We start from the raw sequence: 19230 nt of genomic DNA, 5'->3' as shown, positions 1-19230 counted from the left end.
TTTCACGACTGTCCAAAATGCTTTTTGGCTACATTTTGGCTACGATTAATAATTTTCTATGGTGTCAGCTAAGTCATGGTTTTCTTCTTCGTGAAGATCAATGTAGATTTTCGTTGTAATCGAACTATCTTTATGACCCATAACTTCTGCAATCCTATTGGGCGCCTTGTTATTCGTTGCTAAAAGTGTAGCATAGGTATGACGTAATCCATGCGCCGAGATATGCGGAAGATCATAGTTTTTACTAATAACACCTAACCATTTATGAGATTTAGAAGGTGTCATAATTCCACCCTTTTGACTTGTAAAGACGAGCTGATCAGGTTTAGAAGTATCTACATTATAATATTTGAGTTGGTGACGTTGCTCTATACGCCACTTTTTTAGTATGTCAATGGTTTCACTACCGATGGGTATGCGACGTATTGAATACTTATTTTTGGGCATATCACCAACAATCTCATTACCATCGTAATCGAGGGTTATATCTTGCTTAACATTGATATATCCATTTTTTAGATCTACGTCTTTCCATTTAAGCCCTCGTGCTTCCCCTTTACGGACACCCGTCTGGGAGATTAACCATAAAAAGGTAAAGGCCTTGGGGTTGCTATCCTTATATTGCTTAATGATCGCTTGCTTGAACGCACTAAACTGTTCGGGGTTATATGACTTAGGCTTATTATTATGCTCAACCTTAGGACGGTCAACGCGATTGAATAAGTTGACGTTGACGGCCCCATATTTCAGGGCAAAATTGAAAACACTGGAGAAAGTTCCAATTATCTTGTCCCACCGTTTGTATTTGTCGGCAAGTTGATAGACAATCTCCTGGCAATCCTGCAAGGTAATATCCATCATTTTCTTCTTACCGAAGGCACCGACCAGATGATTCTTATATTGCGATTTGTATTTACAATAAGTTGCACCAGCGACGGTGTGGCGCTTATTTTTGAGCCATTGTTCTGCTACTTGATCAAAAGTAACGTCAGGGTTATCGCTCAAATTAGCTTGCTGGAGCCTTGCAATTAGACTAATTACTTTTTGCTTAGCTTCCCTTTTCCCCGTAAATCCACGTCGACGGGTTGGCCGACCTGTAACGGGGTTACGGAACTCTACCATATAAAAGGTGTGGGAGCCATTTTTAGGATTAGTCTTCTTAGCTTCATATGATGTAACTTTCATATTTAATTTTCCTTCCTATTTATTAAAGCGGCTGCCGGGCGCGCTTGCTATGTATAGGAAGAATATTAATTATTGGAAAGACTGATCATTATATGGATTGTAAATTGAAATTTTACCATTAGGATTGTGAGATACAAAGAAATGATACGTGTCCCCATCAAAGCTATCATAACCATATATAAGGCTAACAGTTACAAAATTAGGAATATCGGTAAATTTTTCAAGAACTTGATATGCAATTCTGTTAGACAAGGACCATTGGCGGTCGGTTGATAAGCCATTTAGCAAAGACTTTGTTTTACTTAAAGGATAAAAATCATTTGACTTGAACATTGTGTCGAAGTCGCTAAACATAGGCAGCCCGGCCGTTATGTTCAAAATCCTAGTACCGAAGTTTTTGGCCTGATCTTCCCAATATCCAGCCGTAATAAAATAGGCTTTGTCGTTGGGATTGCTGGACTGTTGGGTAATTGAGAAAGGAATTTCTACATACCCATCTTTTTCAATAGTCCCCTTTAATCTATGTAACAGTAGTCCTCTATCGCTAACTTTGAGTAAGTCATTAGGGGTACAGTCAAGATGGTTACATAACTTTTCCAAGGTTTCAAACTTAATTCCTCCTGATTTACCTTGATTTAAAAGGCTCAGGGTATTTTGAGATATGCCGGTTTCGTCTGACACGTGTTTCATGGTTTCGTGCCGCTGATTAAGAATTTCCTTCAATCTAAACTTCATAGTAGAGTAAGCCATCCTTATATATAGTTAATTATAATGTTAACTCGAATACAAACAAAGGTCAATTATCCAAAAATACTTGTATTTTGTGTTGACTTTCTACCCAGTTAACGCTATATTATAGTTGTTCCAATGATATAGTAATAATCACGTTATATTTGTACGATACTAACGCAATCATTACTGTTTGTTGAGATTAAAATGCGGAGGTGGAACGAAATGGAAGGTTTTACTACCACAGTTCAATTGCCCGATGATCTAAATCGCGCCATTACTAAGGCTATAAATGATGCTTTTGCGACCGCTAAGCGGCAAGCGGTAAAGGGTTCAGAATACCCAATGTATATGAACATGAAGCAGGCTACAAACTACTTAGGTGTTTCATACACTACTCTAAAAAAGTGGATAAAGATGTACCCAGACTTCCCGGTCAAGACCATTGATGGTTCATATCATATCAACCGGGAAAAGTTGGACGAATTCATGACGAACAAGTAATTCGCTGCCGGGCGCGCTTGTTATATACATGAAGTTACTCCCCTACTAAAAGGTGGTGATAAAATGCTACGCAAGATTGACGGTAAAATCTTAGGCTTCTGGTGGACCAGCCCCGACGAACGGGTATGGGCCTACCTAGGAACATTTGTCCCGTTGCTAGGATTGATCAGTGGTTTGATGAGCTTATAGGTTAGGAGAAAACAAATATGAAAAAAACTGAATTTATTAAAAATTGTGATCTGCTAGAAAAGATTACTAATCAACATGGGTTCCCGCTGGAAACAGCATTTTCACGGTGTGTTACCGATAAGGGAGGGTCAGCGCACTTTGAACTAAAGGGTGACGGTTATGTCGTTTTAGTTAACTTCAAGCTAGAAAATACTGACATTGATACTGCTGATCCGGACGATACCTGTAACTAAGGAGGTATAAGGAATGAACTACGGATACGATGATGAACAACAAGAATTTGTTAAAGAGATTCTTGACGCAATAAGAATTGACCAGTCGTTTTTACGAAGCCGATATGGTTTGGAAGATCATGTATTAAAAGAGATCGACTTAAAGGTCGCCCAAGATATTCATCGTTTAAGTGGGCGTCTGATTGAAGAAATCAAAAAAGCCGTTGACAGTGAGAACGCCAATTCAGACACTGACAACGACTAAATGAATATAAAGAGAATTAAATTAGGCCAATAAAAAAACCAACTAGCTATAGCGAGAGGCTTGTTGGAATAAATTGGTTTATTTAATTCTCTTTCAGTATAGCACACTGGAGGAGGTTTAAAAACTATGAATAAGGAAGATTTAGAACGGACGTTTGATAATCGGCTATGGGACGCGGACTGTACTGTTGAGGAAGCAACCGGGCTGGCCCAAGCATTGTATGATCAACTCGATAACATTATCGACCCTATCACACGGGTGGATAAGTACGCCGATATGACCGACAAACAGGTATCGCTGGTTGCCGAGAGCGTTGTGTCCCGTAAGAAGGCCCTAATTACCCTGTCTGGCACCTTACTGGATAAGTTATCGCAAGTCCACAGAAAGCTCCAGTAAAGGTGGTGGCAGCCATGAATAAAACGCTGAACACCGCTATCAACCTTGCCAAACAAGGGATATATGTTTATCCGCTTGCTACTGGTAGCAAGGTTCCGCTTAAAGGCTCAAATGGTGAAAAAGACGCAACCGTCGATCAGAATGTTATTAAAGACTGGTTTATTCAGAACCCCAATCGCAATTTAGGAATTAACCTAGGAGCTAGTGAATTAGCTGTAATTGACATAGATCAACACAATGAAGAAGCCAACGGAATTAAACATTGGAGCGATTATCTACGTAACCATGGCCCGGAATATATGGACTCATTAAAGACCTACATGGAGTGTACTCCCCATATTGGGTACCATCTGTTTTACAAAACCAATCAACCACTCCCCAAGGAAGATATAGAGCTAGTTCCTGGAGTGGAATTATTGAGTGGCAAAGTTATGGCGGCTCCAAGCTTTATTAGTGAGGCCAATCGTTCTTATGCCCCATACTATCAAGGCTTCCCCAATCTGGATATTAACCAATTGTTGTCATTGCCTAATTGGGCTATTGATTTAGCCAATGAAGTATCGACCAAGCCTGAACCGTCAGTGGAGTATCGAAGCACTAAGAAATTATGGACTGGAAAGCTAATTGATGAGGTATGCAAGGGTGCAGCAACTGGCAATAGGCATAACTGGATATGCCATATTGCTGGCATGATCAAGCACAGCGGCGCGGACACAGTTCCGGCCTATGAGTTGGTAAAGTTCGCCAATCAGCATTGTGACGAACCATTACCCGACAAAGAAGTAGAAAGCATTTTCGTTAGTCTTTTTAGTAAAGGAGCCTAGTTCATGACAGAAATTCCCGAGGACATTAAAAAGTTAGGAAAAGACCGGGACAAAAAGCTAAAAGTGGCCAAGCCTGCCGAATGGATAGACATTGACGATAAGGGACACAAGCATATAAACGAAATTAAGTTAGCCCAATGTCTGGAGAAAAAATACAAGTTCACGCTCAATCAGTTTTCAGAGCATGGTTATTGGTTTGACCCAACTATCAATCAATGGAAGGGACACGCCGACGCCGTTATTGAGGGGTCAATCAAAGATGAAATTGTACCCCAGGGAATTTGGAGAACAAGCTTAGTTGCTTCCGTAGCCAAGCTAGTAACGTTGGATTCCCAAACTATTGTTGATGAGGACCCGTTCAATAACCCGGCGCCTTATAAGGCAGTCTTTGGTGGGCATACATACAACTTACAAACGGACAAGCTAGAACCTAGCTCACCCGATAACCATATACTCCAAAACAGGCGCTATGAACTGAATATGAGCGGTAAAGCCGAAATATGGAACAAATGGTTAAAGCAATCGTTGGTGCCGAATTCAGTACCACAATACGAGGACGAAGATCACACTCGATTAATAGATGAATGTGATGTGGCGGCAATTGAAACTGTTAAAGCATTTATAGGTTTTTCACTAATCGGTAGCTATAAAGATTTTCAAATTTACATGATTCTCTATGGGTCAGGCGGCGAAGGTAAATCAACGTTCCTAAACAAGTTCATGAAGATTATTGGTAAACCGAATGTATCCAATGTATCGCTGGAAGCCTTGTCGGACCAGCAGGAAGCCAAGTTTGCTACTTCAAAGTTATATCATAAATCTGCTAACGTATTCGCTGATATAAGTCCGAAATTCATGAACCAAACTAATATCGTTAAGACTTTGACGGGTGGCGATACCACTACCGCCCAATTCAAATATCAAGACCCATTTGAATTTGAAAATGAAGCTAAATTAATTTTTAGTGCCAATGACCTGCCAGCCTTTAACGATTTTACCGATGGGTTTAAGAGACGACCGATTATTGTGACGTTCCATAAGATTAAGCATTTCAAAGAACAGTTCAAAGATGAAGACTTTGAGCGCGAAATGCCAACGTTTGTTCACGAATGCCTACTGGCTTATAAGAATGCACTTGAAACTGGTATTTTCCCTGTAACTAAGTACATGAAGCAACAAAAGCAAGACTGGATAAACGCCAATGACAATATCGGCAGGTGGATTAGTGACTGTTGTACTACAAATGCGAATGATAAGGAAAAAGCGGTGTATTTGTATGACAATTATAAAAATTACTGTCGGAATGCTGTTGTCCCTTGCCTGAATAGGACAAAGTTTGTAGACGAGATGACCAAACGAGGATACAAGCACGGTTCAGTTAAAATTAATGGCAAAACTTGCAAGGGATACAAGGGAATTGCCCTTCAAAATAAGAATTAGTTTGTGTTTTATCGGTTACCTCTAAATTAGGCCGTTAAAACGTTGATATAGAGCTATTTAAGGGTAACCGGAAGCGCTTTGAGGTAACCGGTAAGAAAAAGTTACCCTAAAAGGTAACCAGAATATAGCGGTTACCATAAAAGCCTATCGGTTACCAATTTGTGTTGATATATCAACGTTTATGACCGTTTAGGCCAGGGTAACCGCTAAAATACAAAACTAAATCTAATTTGGGTGAGACGCCCGTTATAGAGTTAAAAAAGTGTTGGCGCACAATAGCTTATGGTGGCAGACATAAGCAGGAAGGAAGATATAATGCGAAACGATAAATATTCTATCGCACGACTAAGAAATAAGGTTACGTTTGGCCGCGACAGTAGTACAGGCAAAGTAAACCCCAACACGGGCGAGCCGATTAAAGGCTTCGTTGGTGACAAGACCGTGCATTGTGGCAACTACACAATCAGTACCACACAGGCAATCAGTCTGGCAGGCGCCAGCTTTACCAATGACGTGCTGCTGGTTGTCAGACAAGACAAAGACCTAACCGACATGAAGAAGTATCCTAAAGCAATGTACAACGGCGAGGAATACAGAGTGGCAGGTTGGTCGATTGACGATGAGCTGAACGCCTATAACGTAGTCACATTAAAGAAGATAGACTCACACCAATAGCAGGAGGACAACAACATGGATACAACAGAATACTTACTACAACCAGCGCAAATGAGCGACTTCGTAAACCAGGTTACACTTAATACTTGTTGTGATGTATCACCATTCACAGTGTTTAACATTATGTACAGCCTGGAGTTAGTCGATTGCGATGGTGAACCAACTGACCTGGCGAAGTTCAATGGACTACCAGACAACACGGAACTAGCCCACGCAATCGGTAGAGCTGGTGAGGCACACGAAGGCATGGTGACTAACCACAACGTCGGCTTGATCATTGCTGCCAAGCAAGCACGATTTGAACCACACAGTAAGCAATGGGAAGGCTATCAACGAGGTATGGAGTTCGAAGGCGGGAACGTTGTCGACTATGGCCTTGACTATGAACACAGATTCATTGAAGTCTACGACATGATCAACGAATAGCATTGAATGGGTATCGCGGTTGCGGTGCCCTTTTTTGATTGGAGGAAACAGATATGAGTGTAGTTAGATTCTGTAACGCTGCTGGTTGCCGTGAGATTATTCCAGTAGGCCAATATTACTGTCAGAAGCACCAATACTTACAAAAGGAATACGAAGAGAAGCATAAGCACTGGCAGCAGAACAAATATAAGAACATGACGAAGGAACAACGGCATGAATACAATAAGCAAATGTACAAAAAAAGAATGGAAGCAGATAAAAATGCTCCACACGAATACAATCGCTTCTACCACAGCTATAAATGGGCACAGATGAGCAGGAGAATACTTCAAAATCAACCTATTTGCGTTTCTTGCCAGCGTAAGGGAATTATCCGTAAAGCTGATTTAGTGGACCATATCGTGCCTATACGTGAAGACTGGAATAAGCGATTGGACCCGGAGAATTTGGATCCATTATGCTATCGTTGCCACCGAATGAAGACGCGAAAAGATCATCAACGCGAAAAGAAAATGAAATTAAAATGATGTCCGTTCGGAAAATAAAAACACCCCCGGGCTATATTTTTATTCGCTAGGAGCGGTGATAGTGAGGTTCACTTTAGAAAATTAGCTCCATTTACAAAAAATAGTCGCAATTTCCGAAGAAAAAGCGACTATAACCGGTTGATTGTTCGTATAAATTTGTAATTATGTTATATAATTTTTTGCTCCCATCTGTCAAGCCCCTAGTAAGTATTTTTCACAACGATATGAACTTTTAAGTCCAAAAATCATGCTATTGTACGTGTTTTCGTTGATTTATAGTTATAGATAGGTATATAATATAACTAAACTGAATAGTATAAGCGGTCAAAAAGGGCTACCCACGTGGCCGCTTATTTTTACGTAAAAAAGTGACACGGTGTCATTAAGATGGGAAGTGAGAAAATGACGGCACCAGTAAAAACCAACACCACCGGGCATATTTCTAAGCTGGAAAAAGAGCAACGCCAACAGGCCAAGGAAGCACTGGAAAAGTATCCAGAATTATCTGCCTCTGCCCCTTCCTGGCTTGATGAAGAAGCCCGTAAAGAGTGGGAACGTGTTGTTCCACTACTGAAAGAAAGTACGCCAGTTAGCGAACTGGACACCAGCATGATCGCTTCCCACTGTACCCTGTACTCCAGTATCGTACGGACCACTAAACAGATTAATGAGTACGGCGAAGTTATCGAAACCGAACACGGCCCAAGACAATCGCCTTACTTCATGGCTCGCGATAAGTCTATTAAAGAAATGAAGGCCGTTGATAGCCAATTGGGACTCACTCCACAATCACGGGCACGGCTGGAGATTCACCGGGCAATGAATGATACGCCTAAAGATGAGTTTGAAGAGATGTTAGAATGACCGATCAAGCAATTGAATATGCTAAAAGTGTCGTAAGTGGTCAGCAGATAGCCGGAAAGCTAGTAATCAAGGCCTGTCAGCGCTTCTTAGACGAAATGAAACGGCAGAAAGACGATGACTTCCCTTATTATTACTCTGACCAGTACGCTCAAAAGGTTATTCGGTTCGTCAGCAGCTTGCCCCAGACAAACGGGCAGCCGTTGACGCTGGAACCATTTGAGGCCTTTATTCTAAGCAATATTTACGGCTGGCGGCAGGTTGATGATAATTCATTGCGGTTTAACCGAATTCTGTTAAGTGAAGCCCGTAAGAATGGAAAGAGTTTCCTCCTGGCGGCTATTGGGGTTGTGTCCCTATTAATGGAAAAGCAACCAGCCCGAAATAGGCAAGTGCTTTTCACCGCTAACAGTTCGCAACAGGCCCACCTAGCCTTCGATATGTTAAGCGACCAACTGGACAATCTCCGTCGCCGTTCGCCTTACTTGCAACAGCGAATAAAGATCAACAAGCAACGAATAACCGATGTAAAAACTGGTTCGTTTGCGATTCCACTATCCACCGATAAGCATAGTACCGACGGTTACAACCCGACGTTGGGGGTTGTCGATGAATATCACCAGGCTAAAGATGACACAATTCTGAACGCCTTAAAGTCTGGTATGACTCAACAGGAAAACGGTATTCTGGCAATCATTTCTACCGCTGGATTTAACCTAAATTCACCATTCAAACAAGAATGGGACTACGCGGCCGATATACTCAACGGCAAGGTTAAGAATGACCGTTACTTCGCGGTGATGTATTCCCTGGACAGCAAAGAAGAACTATTTGACCAGGAGAAATGGATTAAGGCCAACCCGTTAATGAGTAATCCCAAAATCGGGAAAACTATGAGGGAACAGATTCAGAATGACCTAGATGTAGCGGCCAAGCAAGGCAACCTTAACAACGTCCTGGTTAAGAACATGAATATGTTTGTTCAACAAAGTGAGGCTTCTTTCATCTCTACACAGGATTGGGAACACGGGACCATTGAGCAGGCTCCAGACATTCAGGACCATGATGTCTATATTGGTGCTGACCTATCAAAGAGCCGGGACTTAACTGCTATTAGTTGGTTGGTGCCACTGGAGAACGGTAAATTCTTTGCCGATTCCCATGCTTTCACTTCGACTTATGGTGGTATCACTACGAAGTCCAAGCGCGATGGTATCGACTACCAGGCGGCAGCCCAACGCGGTGAATGCACTATTAGTGCTGGCGGTGATGTAATCGACTATCAACAAGTTTACGACTATGTAATGCGATTCGTTGGTGATCATAACCTGAACGTTAAATTTCTGGTATTTGACCCTTATAAATGGTCAGACTTAACCAACGCCTTCGACCGTGCTGGATTCCCACAGTTTCAACTGGTCCAGTCTTACAAAAACTTGTCCATTCCGATTGGTAAATTCAAGGAAGAACTGCTGAAAGACAATGTTCTCCATACTAACAACAAGATGTTAGCTTACAACGTCTCCAATGCAATTCTGAAATATAACTCTAATGGTCAGGCACTCTTAGACAAGACCAGGAAAGAAAACAAATTTGATTGTCTGGCAGCCTTAATCGACGCTTGGGCCGTTGGTTATGACTACTTCACTAAAAAAGAAGACAACAAGCGGCGGACAGAATACTACGAAACCGCGACAAATCTGTTCTAACTCCAAAAGAAAGAAGTGATAACAATAAATGAGCTGGTTCAATAAATTGTTTAACCACAAGACTTCTACAAGCGCTGGTGACCCATTTGAAGACGCGTTGGTCAGTTTATCGAGTAATGACCCAAACGTCTTCGTGAGCGCGTCTACGTTGCGTAATAGCGATGTCTTTGCGGCCATTGCCCTAATCGCTGGCGACTTAGCAAGTAACCCGATCAAAAGTGGGAACACCCTATACGACAAGATGGTTAATGATCACCCTAATGACTTAATGGACGGCCGATCATTCAAGTATGCGTTGGCCGTTGAAATGCTGCTGAACGGTAACTCGTATGCTGAAATTGATTTAAGTACCCATAGCCTGTATTTCATTCCTAACAACAAGATGACGGTTCAGCAGGACGATACAACGGGCGAACTTTCTTACATTTACTGCCCCGATGGCCGGACGAAACGGGCCATTAAGTCGTCTAATATCTTACATTTTAAGTATTTCACCCGTGATGGCTTCGTAGGTATCTCACCCCTGTATGCACTTCAACCAGAATTAGCGATTCAGGACGCCGGAAACCGTTTGATGGGGAACTTCTTCAACAACGGAATTCACGGGACAACAGTAGTAAAGGTCAACCAAGCTGATCTAAGTCCAGACGGTAAGGAAAATATCAGGCAACAGTTTGATAACGCCACTACCGGGAACCGGGCACTCAATACCATTGTGACCGATGAAGGTATGGATATTAAGAGCCTGCCACTGAATACGGACGTTTTGAAGCTTGTTAACTCCAATGACTGGACCACAAGACAAATTGCTAAAGCATTCGGCCTGCCCGTTGAAAAGTTGGGCGTTGAGAATGAACACAGTAATCAGCAGCAATCTAATCTCCAATATCTGCAAGGCAGCCTTCAACACTACGAGGACTGTTTCATCAGTGAGTTAAATTATAAGCTCAACCAGACGTTTGCATTTGATAACAGCAAGCTATTGAGCCTTGACCCGGCTGATCAGCAGCAGATGGCGGTTGATGGCTATACTAACGGGCTTTACACCCGTAACGAAGCCCGGGCGTTGCTTAATCTGGACCCGGTAGCAAATGGCGATAACTTTGTACAGAATGGAGGAAACGCAACGAATGAAGAAAGAGAAACGGCTGACGACTAACGCCGAGCTTCGGGCAAACACTCCACAAGATACGACACCCGAAAGTGAAGCTGATGGTCAGCAGCAAGAACAAAACCAACCCCAAGACAACAAGCAGCCTAATACGATTGAGGGCTACGCTTTAAAGTTTAATCAGCCTAGCAATAACTTGGGAGGCTTCGTGGAAGTAATTGACCCGAAGGCCCTTGATAATGTGGACTTATCTAAAGTGGTCATGCTTGATCAGCACGACTTTAGTAAACCACTAGCAAGTGTAGAGGCCGGCACCTTAAATTTAGATGTTGATGACCAGGGACTTCATTTTGTGGCCCAACTGGACGACAACGTGAGCTACGCCAAGGACACCTTCAACAACGTTAAGAATGGGAATATCAATTCAATGTCATTCCGATTTGATAGTAATGATGGTTCCGATACTTGGACACGAAATGGTGATCAAGTAGTCCGAACCGTTAACCAAATTAAAAACCTTTTTGAAGTATCCACGGTAACAGTTCCGGCTTATGACAGCTCAAATGTTGATGTAAGCAACGTTACTACCCGTAGTTACAACCAATTTATCGAAAGTGAGGAAAAACAAAATATGACTATGAATACTATCATTGACCCAAAGAAGGGTTTAGAAGGTTCTGAAACTCCAGAAGATGCTTTTAACAACTACTTGCACAGTTACGGTCAGAAGCGTGACGGCCTGACCAGCACTGGTGTAGCGGCAGTAATTCCAAAAGAAGTTATTACCCCTGTCTTTGACTTAAAGAACAGTTCCTACAACCTGGCAAAGTACGCTACGGTTAAGACTGTTTCCACCGCTTCTGGTACTTATCCTATCGCTACCCGTTACAACACCGCTACGCTTGCTACTAAGGAAGAATTAGCAGAAATTGGCGACGTTGACGCTAATATGTTCCAAAATGTGGAGTGGACTGTAAAGACCCGTGCCGGAAAGATTGCCCTGTCTAATGAAGTTATTGACGACGCAGCTATTGACTTAGTTAGTGAAGTCAAGGCACAACTGGCAAAGTTGGTTGAAAACACTGACAACGCTGAAATTCTCAAGGTATTACAAGGCGATAACTTTGCTAAGAAGACCGTTGCCAACGTCGACGATTTGAAGCAAGTATTCAACGTTGACCTTGACCCAGCCCTTCAACAAACTTCTACCTGGATTGTTAACCAATCAGCTTTTCAAGTCCTGGATACCATGAAGGATAATGAAGGCCGTTACCTTCTTCAACCAGACGTTACCGCTGCTAGTGGATTCTCACTGCTAGGCCAGCCTGTTGTTAAGATTAGTAACAAGTTCCTGCCTGACAACAAGGATGGTTCCCACCCAATGATTTTAGGTGACATTTCCGAAGCCGTTGCCGTATTCCGTCGGAACCAAGTAACCGCTCAATGGGACAAGTTCGATCTTTATAGTCAAGGCCTGTCCGTTGTGGTACGGAATGACTACCAACCAATCAGTAATGACGCTGCCTTTAACCTGTCTCTTTCAGCCCCAGCGGCAACAGGTAAGTAATAACTAAAAGAGGAGGACCCCGTGGGGCCTTCTCCACCGTTCCTCGTTAAACCTATATATTAATCGTTTCAGTTGCCCCCGCGGGCAGACTTTACAAATACTATTCAATAAATTAACAATCAACTTGCAAGGGTTAGGGTGTTCAGCCCTAGCCCCTTTTTTATGAGGTGCTTATATGAGACAGGAAGCGAAACGGCTAGTAACCAAAATTCTAAGGGACTACCCTAACTTGTCCGAAGAGATCAGGAAACGCGAAAATGAGTTAATGAACCCTATTCGTGAAGTTGATACCAATGTTGGTGGAGGACGCGCCCAAAACCACCCCTGGACGTATCACGACAACATTGTTATCACTATTGACGAGGATAAGTTAATTAGAACCCTAAAGCGTGAACAGCACGTCATTGACGATTGTTTAGATGAGGCCGGAGATGAGACGGTCAAGATTATTAAGAACGTCTATATGAAGAAACACCCCGACACCATTAAAGGGCTTATATCCCAAAACAAGTTATGGTGTGGCACAACAAAAGCTTATAAACTACGCGACCAATTTATCGAAGAAGTAGCTAAACGGCTTGGCCTAGCATTCTATTGAGGAGGTAAAAGAAATGGCAGATACGAATAACGAAACACCAACCGTAGCACCTAGTGAAATTGAGAATTTTAAGCGTGCCCTGTACATTGACGGCACCGAAGAGGACGACTTAATCACTGACTACCTGGCGAACGCAAAAGCATACGTTCAAAACGCCGTAGACCCCAACGCGGACCTGACTAAATACCACCAATACGATTGGGCGGTTCAAATGCTGGCCCAATTCTGGTATCAAAACCGGGCCATTGACATGAAACAAACGCCCTACCAAGTTTTAAGCATGATTCAGCAACTACGCGGTTTAACTTATTCAAAAAGTGAATAGTTCCACGTGTAACATTACTAAAATGTATGGTATAATACTTGTGGGGACAATACGTCCCTAATTTAATCCATGAGCTCTAATAAAGGGAGTGGTAACGTAGAAAGTCTATTGTAAAAGGTTAGCAATAACAAAGTAGCGATAGACACCACCTTTTTTATTGGTTCACTAGCCCAACAGATTAGACTAACTTGCGATTAGGTGCGTACATGATATGGTGTGCATCCAAGTAAGCTTTGGTTTCTGGAATAGTCTGAGCGTCAGTTGGCCTTCATTGGATACAAATTCATTTTTAGCCAGGTGTAAAAGCCTGGTTTGCTTCTGAGACGACACGAAAATTATTTTGACAGGTGATTGATCGTCTCACGTCCCCTAAAAGGGATTTACCTTCTTTCCTCAAGGTATTTTTTGATTGAAATATGACCGCCTTATATCTCACTGGTATAGGGCGGCCTTTTTTTACAGCGGTAAGTTTTCGAGAAATATCGAAAACAGGTTGTTCTGAACAGCGGTTAGTGTTTTCTATAAATCGGGAAAACACTATTATCAATAATGGATACTTGTCCGCTATCCAAATTTTGGACAGCAAAATAAAAAAACTGCCACTTTCAGTGACAGCCGCGCCCGACAACTATATTAAATTTTTTGGCTACATTTTGGCTACAAACTATTAAAACTTGTTATGACCAATTGACAGCCTAGTCGGTATAAACGCCGATATATCAACGTTTTATAATTTGTTAAAACTCGTTGATACCCCATAATGGAGATGACGGGAGTCGAACCCGTGTCCAAGCATATCGCCATTTCGACCTCTACGTTCGTATCTCAACTATTTAAGATTCACTAACCAAAACGCCGTTGATCAGGGCAACCATGATTAGCTAGCTTGATTAATCTCTTCTACTCACTTCAAACGGGAATAAGCAGCGTAGTCCACTAGATATGAAACCCGTATCCGCATCATGGACGAACCCGGAACGGATTTACGCGCGCTACTTGTTAGGCAGCGTATGCGTAAGCGTTTGAATTATTGTTTGCAGTTATAATTTAAAACTGAGCGTTTTTACGAAGACGCAACCTTCGAAACGCAGTCGAAACTCGACCTATACCTGTCGAATCCAAAAAACATCCCCAGATACACTAGTAGTTTATCATACTCCGCCTAAAAACGCACCTGAAAAGCACAAAAGGAACGGCTTCCCGATAAGGAACCGTCCCTTTTATAGTATTATTTTGGAATATTAGTACCAGCCGTTAGCAATCCAGAACTGTTGAGCGTTGGTCCATGAACCATAACGACTTGCAACGTATTGATCGGCTACCCGTTCCTGATTGGCTGCTGAGTAATCACCATTCAGGTAGGAAGCGGAGAGTTGGTACTTACCAACGTATTGGCCGTTAGTGGCATTGTAGTTGCCGCCAGATTCATGAGCCGCAATCCAAGCCTTGGCAGCAGCGTCACTGCCAGAAACACTTGAGCTGTAGCTGGTGTTGGTATTGGCTGCCTGAGCTGAAGAAGCAGTGTTGTTTTGTGCAGTTTGGTCTTGTTGACCATCGGCACCCTTGATTACCAGGCGTTGACCGACAGTGATCTTGTTGATATCGGTAATATTATTGTCTTGGGCAATCTTATTTACAAGGCTGTTATTATTTGCGAACTTTTGAGAAATACTGGAAAGCGTGTCCCCGCTCTTAACAGTGTAGGTAGCGTCGGCATTAGCTACCGTGGTAGCAGCCGTTACACCCAATGCAACCGTTCCGAGAGTTGCTACTGTCTTTACAATATTTTTCTTAGAAATCATAAATAACCATCCTTTTAATTCTTTCAAATCATTTTAACGGTTTCTATGGTACACGCATTATGTTACTAAACCATGACAACAGCATTTCTATTTCAAACCGAATCATTACAAGCACGTAATATAAAGCAGGCAGTCAATCCCCAAATCGTCATTGACTGCCTGCCTATTGTGTCAGGTTTTAATTTAATTGATCCGCAAAGTAACGTTCACAATACGTGGCTACCCCATCGTCGTCATTTGAATCGGTTAAAGCCGTTGCCGCCGCCTTGACCTCAGGCAGACCATTGGCCATTACAATTCCCTGACCAGCGGCCTTAATCATCCCCAGATCGTTGTCGGCATCGCCAAACGCCATCAGGTTGCTGAAGTCGTCCCCGAAATGGTCGAGCAGGGCTTTCAGGCCAACATGCTTATCAACCCGCTTCGGCAAGAACTCCATGATCATCTCCTGCGACTGAACCGCATGGTAACGCTCCTTCAACTCTGCCGGCAAGTGGGCAATTACCTTGGAAAGCCGCTCCGCCGGAATTGCCATCACCGCCTTGCTGAAAGTGGTATCCGGCAGGTCGGCCATCGGGGTGTTTTGAAACTCAATGTGCTTGAGAACCGTTCGATAGATTGACCCCGGCTGGTCACTGAGCTCATAGACCTTGGCAAAATCCAGCACGTCCAGCGGCAGGTGCTCTTCTTTAACAAAGTCAAACAGCGGTTGCAGATCCTGCTTAGCCATCCCGAGTTCAAACATGTGCTCCTTGGTGACGTTGTTGATCACCAGTCCGCCGTTAAAGGTGATGGTAAAGTCATCCGGCCGGGTCAATCCTAGTTGCTCAATGTATGGCCAGATGGCATTGATCGGCCGGCCAGTGCAGAGAACCACGTGGGTTCCCCGATCATGCAGCGCCTTCAAGACCCGCTCATTACGTGCGGAGATCTCCTTCTCACTATTCAGCAGTGTGTTATCAAGATCCAGTGCAATCATTTTAATCATTCTGTGCTTCCCCTTTTCGCTTGCTGTCATTCTCCGGTTGAATAATCTGGTGATTAAATTCATCCCATAGTTGTAAAAGCTGCTGGCCCCGGTCTTCGCCAAAGACGGCCACCCACTTTGCAAAGCGGGTATTGATGCGCTGCCCAATTTTCTCGGCAACATCTCGTCCCGCTGGTGTCGCCACCAGCGAAACCTTGCGCCGATCGCTCTGATCTGGTTCCTGCTTGATATAGTTGTTCTTGATCAGTACCCGTAATTGGCGAGATACCGCGCTCCGGGTTACCTGGCGTTTTTCAGCAATATCCATCAGCTTGATTCCGGGTGATTTAACGATCTCTTGCAGTATCAAGTACTGCTCAAAGGATAGCGAGTACCGGGCCGCCGGCTGTGAGATAAAATGCTCCAGACCTTTCAGTGACGACATGTAGATGTCGATTGCCTGGCTAAGTAAATCATCAGCTTCCATTGCTACTTCTCCTTTTGATTATCCAAGATCGACTTTGCGATCAGGCGGGCATAGTTATCGTTTCCCTGCTCTCCCATGTGGACATTATCGCTGGCAAACCACTCACTATGCTTCTCACTCATGCCGTACCAGTCAACAACATGGACGTTCTTATGCTTCTTCGCCGTTGCATTGATCTCATCGTTGACGGTCTGCTGCCATGGCTTGGTCGGCACGTGAGCGGTTAGCCAGTAGACCTGCCGATCCGGCCCAATCGCATTCAGAATATCATCAATGGTCTGCTCGGTCATTGCCCCATTAGTCCCCAAATTCAGAACAACAATCTTGTTGAGGTGTCCTTGGGCCTTGAGCTGCTGAATTACCGCCGGGGTGGCTGATCCCTGGCGGCCAACCTGTGCGTCAACGTATGCATGGGGCATCAGTTTTTGAATGCTGTCCGAGGCATCTGCCATCACCGAATCACCAACTGCAGTAATCTTGAGCTGCTGAGCCTGTTTAACCTCCGTTGGCGTCAGGGCATACTTCTTAACGTTGGCATTTGGATCAGTGGTTACCTGCTTGCCCGCGGCAATTTCCTGGTTATGCTTGGCCGCCCGCTGGTGATTCTGCTCAATCCGCTGTTGAACCGCCGTCTTCTTAGGACCGCGATTAGGCTGACAGAGGCCGACGACCGCGATCGCAACTATCAATACGCTGAAGCCGGCCTTAATAATCGTCTCCAGGTGCCAGTTACGAAAGTTAAGCAGGGGTGGAATAAATCCGCGCCAATCAGTGTGAGCAAGCGGCCGCTCGAGCAGGCGATAAGAGGCCTCGCTGACCAGACCAATGATCACAAGCTCAATGATTGCGTTCAAAAGCGGGTGCAGGCCAACCTTGACGAGCCGTTCGTAGAAGACCATTACCGGATACTGATAGACGTAAATCCCATAGGACCGCTTACCGACCCATCGGAAAACGGGGTTGGTGAGCCAGCCATTCATCCGCGAGCCCGGATGGAGAATCGTTGCCATCAATAGCATTCCCACAACACTGTACAGGAACATTCCGCCACGGTAGGTGAAGGCCGCCTGACCATTCAGGGCAAAGAAGCCATAAATGGTGATCACAGTCATGACGATGCCGACGACATCCAATGACCGCCGCAGATAGTCCGCCGGATGCGGATTCAAGCGGTTCAGCGGCCAGGCAAGTCCCAGCCAGGACCCCAGCAGCAGTGAGAAGGCCCGGGTATCGGTCCCGTAGTAAACCCGATTGATATTATTAGGGTCATAGAGAATCGCCATCTCAAGCGCCGACAGAACGGCCAGGGCCAGAACGATCCGCCGCACGACCACTTTGCGGTGAAACATTTTATACAGTCCCCACATGATCAGCGGCCACAGAAGGTAAAACTGGGCCTCAACACCGAGCGTCCACAGGTGGGTAAAAGGCGAAGCACCGCTAAACTGATCAAAATAAGACTGGCCATGACAAATTTCCCACCAGTTGTAAACCCACAGCAGGTTGGTCAGAACCGTCATCCGAATATTATGTAAAAGCTCATGTGCGAAGAGCGTGATGTAGGCAGTTGTTAGGACCAGCATCGCGATTAAAACCGGATAGAGCCGTTTGAACCGCTTGTGGTAGAAATGACCGATTGCAATCTGCTGCTCATCCATCCACTGCCGACTAAACTGATAAGTCACAAAATAGCCTGAAATCAACAGGAAGAGCGGCACACCAAGGTACCCGCCCTGCAGGACGTTTGGCAATAAGTGGTAGATGATGACCCCCAACACCGCCAACGTCCGTAAACCGTCAATCCCGGTTATATATTGTTTGGGCTTGATTGTCTTCATTTTCGATTGTTTCCTCCAGCAACGGACCCAGCCAACCGAGTCCAAAATAAAGACGATAACACGACGCTACCGCTTTAACTACCCGATATGATTTTCCTTCAAGATGTCACTTACGACCTGATCCATCTCTGGAGTACGTTTCCATTCCTCCCAGTGATCCATCGATTCATCCTGCATCTTGTAATGGGTATTGATGTAGTCTTCGTAGCGAATAACGTTTCGTGAATGAGGAATGTTTAATTGCAGGATCCGAACTTCCTTGATATAGCCCCGTTCAGCGGCCAGCTCTGCCCGGCCATTGTGGACCATATTACCAATCTCATAGTACTTGCTCCCGTCATTACGGGTGATCTCTTCAATCAGTGTCAACACTTCATGTTGCTTTTCCACGTATATTAATCCCCTTTCAGCATAATCATATTATAGCGGCTTTAAACCAAAAAATCATCGTCTGGACGACGATGATTGGCATAAGAGAGAAAGAGAATTGATTAGAAGGTAAATACTTAATACCTTGCGACTATTATGATAGCGTTTTCACCATTGGATGTCAACATTATCCGCAAACTTTTTTACTTTTTATTTGAAAACGT

Annotated in this window: 23 protein-coding genes and 1 other RNA gene; 16 read left to right on the top strand and 8 right to left on the bottom strand. The window is 43.9% G+C overall.

The features are described from left to right. Positions 1–45: 45 nt before the first annotated feature. A complete protein-coding gene (locus QOS10_RS02660; RefSeq protein WP_283593527.1) occupies positions 46–1185 on the bottom strand; it encodes a tyrosine-type recombinase/integrase in 1140 nt (379 codons plus the stop codon). 69 nt (positions 1186–1254) lie between these two features. After that, a complete protein-coding gene (locus tag QOS10_RS02655; RefSeq protein WP_283593526.1) occupies positions 1255–1920 on the bottom strand; it encodes a helix-turn-helix domain-containing protein in 666 nt (221 codons plus the stop codon). 219 nt (positions 1921–2139) lie between these two features. Here QOS10_RS02655 and QOS10_RS02650 point away from each other — a divergent pair, with 219 nt between their 5' ends. The 16 genes from QOS10_RS02650 to QOS10_RS02575 all read left to right on the top strand — a co-directional run bounded on the left by QOS10_RS02650 (position 2140) and on the right by QOS10_RS02575 (position 13543). Next, positions 2140–2418 (top strand): MerR family transcriptional regulator, encoded by a 279-nt coding sequence (locus tag QOS10_RS02650; protein ID WP_283593524.1) that lies wholly within the window; start codon positions 2140–2142, stop codon positions 2416–2418. Positions 2419–2481: 63 nt separating this feature from the next. Then, entirely contained in the window at positions 2482–2607 is a 126-nt protein-coding gene (locus QOS10_RS02645) for a hypothetical protein (RefSeq protein ID WP_283593522.1), read from the top strand. Positions 2608–2624: 17 nt separating this feature from the next. Further along, positions 2625–2840, top strand: a complete 216-nt coding sequence (locus tag QOS10_RS02640; protein ID WP_283593521.1) for a hypothetical protein — start codon at positions 2625–2627, stop codon at positions 2838–2840. Positions 2841–2853: 13 nt separating this feature from the next. Continuing rightward, positions 2854–3084 carry a hypothetical protein gene (locus tag QOS10_RS02635; protein WP_283593520.1) on the top strand — a complete coding sequence of 77 codons (231 nt, stop codon included), beginning with the start codon at positions 2854–2856 and terminating at the stop codon, positions 3082–3084. Positions 3085–3210: 126 nt separating this feature from the next. Further along, positions 3211–3480, top strand: coding sequence for a hypothetical protein (locus QOS10_RS02630; RefSeq protein WP_283593519.1), 270 nt, complete (start codon positions 3211–3213; stop codon positions 3478–3480). Positions 3481–3494: 14 nt separating this feature from the next. Continuing rightward, the gene (locus tag QOS10_RS02625) at positions 3495–4304 is read left to right on the top strand and encodes a bifunctional DNA primase/polymerase (RefSeq protein WP_283593518.1); all 810 of its coding nucleotides are present in this window, start codon (positions 3495–3497) and stop codon (positions 4302–4304) included. A 3-nt stretch (positions 4305–4307) separates the two neighbouring features. Continuing rightward, on the top strand, positions 4308–5744 hold the full coding sequence (locus QOS10_RS02620) for a DNA primase family protein (protein ID WP_283593517.1): 1437 nt from the start codon (positions 4308–4310) through the stop codon (positions 5742–5744). 315 nt (positions 5745–6059) lie between these two features. Further along, positions 6060–6419 (top strand): phage head completion protein, encoded by a 360-nt coding sequence (locus tag QOS10_RS02615; RefSeq protein ID WP_283593516.1) that lies wholly within the window; start codon positions 6060–6062, stop codon positions 6417–6419. A gap of 111 nt (positions 6420–6530) precedes the next feature. Beyond that, on the top strand, positions 6531–6845 hold the full coding sequence (locus QOS10_RS02610) for a hypothetical protein (protein ID WP_283593513.1): 315 nt from the start codon (positions 6531–6533) through the stop codon (positions 6843–6845). 53 nt (positions 6846–6898) lie between these two features. Further along, positions 6899–7372, top strand: coding sequence for an HNH endonuclease signature motif containing protein (locus QOS10_RS02605; protein WP_283593512.1), 474 nt, complete (start codon positions 6899–6901; stop codon positions 7370–7372). Positions 7373–7774: 402 nt separating this feature from the next. Next, positions 7775–8236 carry a phage terminase small subunit P27 family gene (locus QOS10_RS02600; protein WP_283593511.1) on the top strand — a complete coding sequence of 154 codons (462 nt, stop codon included), beginning with the start codon at positions 7775–7777 and terminating at the stop codon, positions 8234–8236. Further along, positions 8233–9942 carry a terminase large subunit gene (locus QOS10_RS02595; RefSeq protein ID WP_283593509.1) on the top strand — a complete coding sequence of 570 codons (1710 nt, stop codon included), beginning with the start codon at positions 8233–8235 and terminating at the stop codon, positions 9940–9942. The genes QOS10_RS02600 and QOS10_RS02595 overlap by 4 nt, the downstream gene beginning before the upstream one ends. Positions 9943–9970: 28 nt before the next feature. Further along, positions 9971–11101: a phage portal protein gene (locus QOS10_RS02590; protein ID WP_283593508.1), complete on the top strand. Its 1131-nt coding sequence runs from the start codon at positions 9971–9973 to the stop codon at positions 11099–11101. Beyond that, positions 11073–12620, top strand: coding sequence for a phage major capsid protein (locus QOS10_RS02585; protein ID WP_283593507.1), 1548 nt, complete (start codon positions 11073–11075; stop codon positions 12618–12620). Before QOS10_RS02590 ends, QOS10_RS02585 begins: the two co-directional genes overlap by 29 nt. Positions 12621–12795: 175 nt before the next feature. Then, positions 12796–13218: a transcriptional regulator gene (locus tag QOS10_RS02580; RefSeq protein ID WP_283593506.1), complete on the top strand. Its 423-nt coding sequence runs from the start codon at positions 12796–12798 to the stop codon at positions 13216–13218. A 13-nt stretch (positions 13219–13231) separates the two neighbouring features. Beyond that, positions 13232–13543 (top strand): head-tail connector protein, encoded by a 312-nt coding sequence (locus tag QOS10_RS02575; protein WP_283593505.1) that lies wholly within the window; start codon positions 13232–13234, stop codon positions 13541–13543. Positions 13544–14301: 758 nt separating this feature from the next. Here the strand turns inward: QOS10_RS02575 and ssrA are convergent. The 6 genes from ssrA to QOS10_RS02545 all read right to left on the bottom strand — a co-directional run bounded on the left by ssrA (position 14302) and on the right by QOS10_RS02545 (position 19027). Next, positions 14302–14676: a transfer-messenger RNA gene (gene ssrA / locus QOS10_RS02570) on the bottom strand. A gap of 108 nt (positions 14677–14784) precedes the next feature. Beyond that, positions 14785–15345, bottom strand: a complete 561-nt coding sequence (gene apf / locus QOS10_RS02565) for an aggregation-promoting factor (protein WP_283593504.1) — start codon at positions 15343–15345, stop codon at positions 14785–14787. 178 nt (positions 15346–15523) lie between these two features. Then, a complete protein-coding gene (locus QOS10_RS02560; protein WP_283593503.1) occupies positions 15524–16333 on the bottom strand; it encodes a Cof-type HAD-IIB family hydrolase in 810 nt (269 codons plus the stop codon). After that, on the bottom strand, positions 16326–16799 hold the full coding sequence (locus QOS10_RS02555) for a MarR family winged helix-turn-helix transcriptional regulator (protein WP_283593502.1): 474 nt from the start codon (positions 16797–16799) through the stop codon (positions 16326–16328). The genes QOS10_RS02560 and QOS10_RS02555 overlap by 8 nt, the downstream gene beginning before the upstream one ends. 2 nt (positions 16800–16801) lie before the next feature. Next, complete coding sequence (locus QOS10_RS02550) at positions 16802–18637, bottom strand: acyltransferase family protein (RefSeq protein ID WP_283593500.1); 1836 nt, start codon at positions 18635–18637, stop codon at positions 16802–16804. Between the two features lie 78 nt (positions 18638–18715). Further along, the gene (locus QOS10_RS02545; RefSeq protein WP_283593498.1) at positions 18716–19027 is read right to left on the bottom strand and encodes a hypothetical protein; all 312 of its coding nucleotides are present in this window, start codon (positions 19025–19027) and stop codon (positions 18716–18718) included. Positions 19028–19230: the final 203 nt, after the last annotated feature.

Source organism: Limosilactobacillus galli, from assembly GCF_947381495.1.
Classification (GTDB): Bacteria; Bacillota; Bacilli; order Lactobacillales; family Lactobacillaceae; genus Limosilactobacillus; species Limosilactobacillus galli.
Note: the sequence above shows the minus strand (reverse complement) of the source record. Positions and strands in the feature narration are given on the sequence as shown.